Below are 3,451 nucleotides of genomic sequence, written 5' to 3' on the forward strand. Positions count from 1 at the left end.
ACATTGGACAAAGCTGCCCATAGCGCAGCCAACTGGTGCCCGAAAACCTTCGATGGAGTGAAGTTCGTCAGCGAGATGGTTCACCGAGTTGGCGTCCGCAAAGTCCTGACTCCGACCACTCCGACGAAGTGACCGTCATGTTCTCGCCGTTCGTGCCCTGTTGGGCTACTGCCTCTGTGGTCAGGGCGTCTCATGGGTAGTCGCGACCAGCGGATTGTCGAAGGTGGCCAGGGTGGCGATATGACGGAGGATCGCACGGTACTGCTCACGGCGTCCGACGGCCGTCGTGCTCAGCGCGAACACGGCCAGCCGCTTGCAGTCCGGATGCGGCAGGTGGGCGCGGAACTGGACCAAGGGCACCTGAGGGAGACCGCCGGCAGCTCTGGGGGTGTGAACGGTTTCGCTGAACGTGACCGGTCCACAGGGGAGTTCGACGTATTCGATGCACGCCTGCGGGTCGAGTCCGCTCACCGCGCGGGCAGCCGTCACGGCTCGCGGCGACACTGCCGTTGCCCGCCAGGAGACGGTGAAGAACGACAGCAGCGGCCGACCTCTGTTCGTGGCTCCCTCGTCGAGGTCATCGCGGTGCAGTCCGATCGAGCAATGGACAGTTCCGGCTTCCCTCAGAGCACCGAGCAGTTGCTGCCCCTGTGCGAACTGAGCGATGAACTGCTGCCGGGACACCTCATCGGGAGCCGCCTGAAGAAAGGGCGCGAGGGCGGTGCGCAGATCATCGGCACCCGGGGAGTCGGGTGCGGGAAGCAGCGCGTCGAGGGGCACAGCGGTGAAGCCCGCGGGTTCCGCGAACCAGACATCGGCGTCAGGGTCTTCGGCCGAGTCGGCGATCGTGACGTGGGGGGCGATGGTCATCGTGTCCTGCCGGGGACGAGTCAGTACGTACGCGGGTGCGGATGCACCGCGTCGGGAACGTGAGCGCCGGAACGACGGGCGCGTTCGAGCGCGGCGGGGCTTGCGTTCCAGTCGGTCGGCTCGACGCCCCGCCGGCCCGTGGCCGTGCGCTGATAGAGCAGATGCAGCCTCTTGGGTGCGTCGCCCTTGCGACTGCCGGCCGCGATGACGGCGATGAAGCGGGGGTCACCAGCGAACCAGAGCGGCTCGATCTGCGCCTTCAGCTCCGGTTTCGTACGAGCGGTGCCGAAGCGTCGCATCCACCAGAAGGTACGCATGCCGGAAAGGAAAAGCAGAGGGATCTGCTCCTCCGGCTCCTCAGGATTGGGCAACTCCAGCCACATCTCGTCCTCTTGAACCCGCGGATGCTTGTTCCGGCCTCGGGGAACGCCCGTGAGGAGTTGCCAGGGGTACTGCCAGAGGACGCGCTGGATGTAGATGGAGGGGCGGATGTAGGCGAGTTGGAGGACGGCTCGGAAGGTTGCATAGACGAGAAGAAGGAGGAATAGCCAACCGGCCCAACGTGGCGTTGCCACAATGAGGAGGAGGCTCCCAATCCAGACTGCGAGCCAGCCGATCAGACGCCCCACGATCGCGATCATGTGCTGAATCCAGGCCCGCCTGGTCGGCAGATGGTCCCAAGCAGTGAGGTAGTAGGTCGAATCCATAGGGTGAGCTCTTCTCTCTGTTCCGGCTCAGAAGACGTGGCGGGCAAAACTGACAACGCCCCCGATGTCCAGGCCAAGTCGCGCTCCGTCAACACTCGCCACAGAGCCGTCCTTGATACCGTCGTCATCGGCGTCTACGGCGGTCATGACCAAACCGAACCCTGCCGTGCCCACACCAATCGAGGCCGACGTGACTTCGACCGCCCTAGAAATATGCGCGGCTCGGGCGCCTCGAATAGTAAAACCGAGTACTGCGTTGTCCAGGTCTGCAATGGACTTCGCCTGCTCCATGGTTTCACTGCCGAAGCGAGCCGCCCGTTGGATGAACGTCAAGGCCTCTCCCGCTTCGCCAGTCGCTCGCACAGCGATTGCGGCTCCCTTGCCTGCCGCTCCAACACCGGGAAGCACACCCAGTGCGTCGCCACCGACAGTGACGAAATTGCTCCAGAAGTCTGTGTCAAACTCGCCCTTGGTGAATCCGTCCCACAGCGATTCACGCAACGTTGGATCGCCGAAGACCCGCATTGCCAATGCCGTCCCGCTCAACGCTGCAGTGGCGAGCAACAGCACAGCTGCCGCTGCCCCACCCGACACCACGAACAACGCGACCAGCCCGATCACGGCACCCACCGTGCTCAGAATGTCCGGCAGGTTCTCGGTCAGCCAGTCGAGTGCTGAGTCGAACCAGCCCGGCTCGTGTGGAGTCAGCTTCTTCGTGGCGTCACGGATCTTGTCTGCCCGATGCTGGGCTTGGTGCTCGTGTTCGTCTGCGAGCTCGCGGGCCTTGCTGCGGATCTTGCGAAGGGCGTCCTCCGCGTCGTCCACCGCCGTGTTCGCCTTGGTCAGTGCCTTCTGCGCCTCGTCGCGCCCGGCGCCCTTCCCCTGCAGGTCAGGGCTGTCACCCGCTTTCGTGGCGTGGCCCATAGCCCGTTCCACCGCGGCCTGTGCTTCCTTCGCGTCCCGTTCCAGTCGCTTCGCCCGCCGCTGGAAGTCGTCGAGTTCGCCTTCCCAGCGGCCGAGTTGGCCGGCCGCTTTACGGATGGAGCGGGCGGCGTTCTTCAGGTTCAGGGGGAGCGGACCGCCGTCCAACTGCTCGCGGAAGGCGACGGCCGCGTCGCCCTTCCAGTAACTGCCGTCCATCAGCTTGGTGACGAGCTCACGCGTCTCTTCGAGAACCTTCGCGCACCCCGTGAGCTTCTTGCACAGGCCGCTCACGGTCTCCGTGCTGCCCGGCACCGGATTGAACCCGAGATGCGGGTAGTCGGGGTTGGGGACGTGCGGGGCCGACTTGAGGCCCTGCGGTTTGTCTCGGTCGGCGAGGGACCGCGGATCGAGTGCCGCACCCGTGTCCCCGGGCTGGTACGTCACCTCGTACCGCCGCCCCTGCCGTCCCCGGCCTTCTTCAGGGCTTGCTCCAGGGCCTTGTCCACCTCGCGGTAGCTGTCCCTGCTCTTCCCGATGATCTTGGCCAGGTCCTCGGTCTGCTCACCGATCTGGTCGGCTCCGTACTTCCAGTTGTCCTGGAAATCCTCGCAGGCACAGTCGAGATCGTCCGTGCCCAGGCCGGTGACCGTGGCGTCCTCCAACGCCCTGCGCAGGCCTTTCAACGACTCCGTCGACGTCCTGAGCAACTTCATGAAGTGCGACAGCTCATCGCCGTCAACGGCCAACCGCTCCGCCACGCCCTCTGCCTCTTCCGGAACTCAGTGAGTCCGGAGGGCCGGACTCAGCGGTTGATGGACTGGATCTCTTGTACGACGACGTCCTGGTCCGCCCCGAAGGTGCCGTCCGGCAGGTTCTGTGCGGCCGTTACGCCGGTACCCGTCCAGTGGATCTTCCAGGTGATCGTCGCCCGCAGCTTGTACGAACCGTCG

At 65.0% G+C, this 3,451-nt stretch carries 4 protein-coding genes; all 4 read right to left on the minus strand.

Annotated elements, in window-relative coordinates:
- Positions 1 to 180: 180 nt before the first annotated feature.
- From N4G66_RS44840 to N4G66_RS44855, 4 genes are read right to left on the minus strand one after another with little or no spacing between them, the layout of a single operon-like run.
- The gene (locus tag N4G66_RS44840; RefSeq protein ID WP_261710097.1) at positions 181 to 870 is read right to left on the minus strand and encodes a hypothetical protein; all 690 of its coding nucleotides are present in this window, start codon (positions 868 to 870) and stop codon (positions 181 to 183) included.
- A 20-nt stretch (positions 871 to 890) separates the two neighbouring features.
- The gene (locus N4G66_RS44845; protein ID WP_261710098.1) at positions 891 to 1,577 is read right to left on the minus strand and encodes a hypothetical protein; all 687 of its coding nucleotides are present in this window, start codon (positions 1,575 to 1,577) and stop codon (positions 891 to 893) included.
- A gap of 27 nt (positions 1,578 to 1,604) precedes the next feature.
- Positions 1,605 to 2,945, minus strand: a complete 1,341-nt coding sequence (locus tag N4G66_RS44850) for a hypothetical protein (RefSeq protein WP_261710099.1) — start codon at positions 2,943 to 2,945, stop codon at positions 1,605 to 1,607.
- A complete protein-coding gene (locus tag N4G66_RS44855) occupies positions 2,942 to 3,214 on the minus strand; it encodes a hypothetical protein (RefSeq protein WP_261710100.1) in 273 nt (90 codons plus the stop codon). The genes N4G66_RS44850 and N4G66_RS44855 overlap by 4 nt, the downstream gene beginning before the upstream one ends.
- Between the last annotated feature and the right edge of the window lie 237 nt (positions 3,215 to 3,451).

Source organism: Streptomyces rhizosphaerihabitans, from assembly GCF_025399795.1.
In the GTDB taxonomy this organism is placed as follows: Bacteria; Actinomycetota; Actinomycetes; order Streptomycetales; family Streptomycetaceae; genus Streptomyces; species Streptomyces rhizosphaerihabitans.

Excerpts from the sequence above, each read along its gene's own strand:
- N4G66_RS44840 (WP_261710097.1), bottom strand. The coding sequence starts at position 870 with ATGACCATCGCCCCCCACGTCACGATCGCCGACTCGGCCGAAGACCCT.
- N4G66_RS44845 (WP_261710098.1), bottom strand. The coding sequence starts at position 1,577 with ATGGATTCGACCTACTACCTCACTGCTTGGGACCATCTGCCGACCAGG.
- N4G66_RS44855 (WP_261710100.1), bottom strand. The coding sequence starts at position 3,214 with ATGAAGTTGCTCAGGACGTCGACGGAGTCGTTGAAAGGCCTGCGCAGG.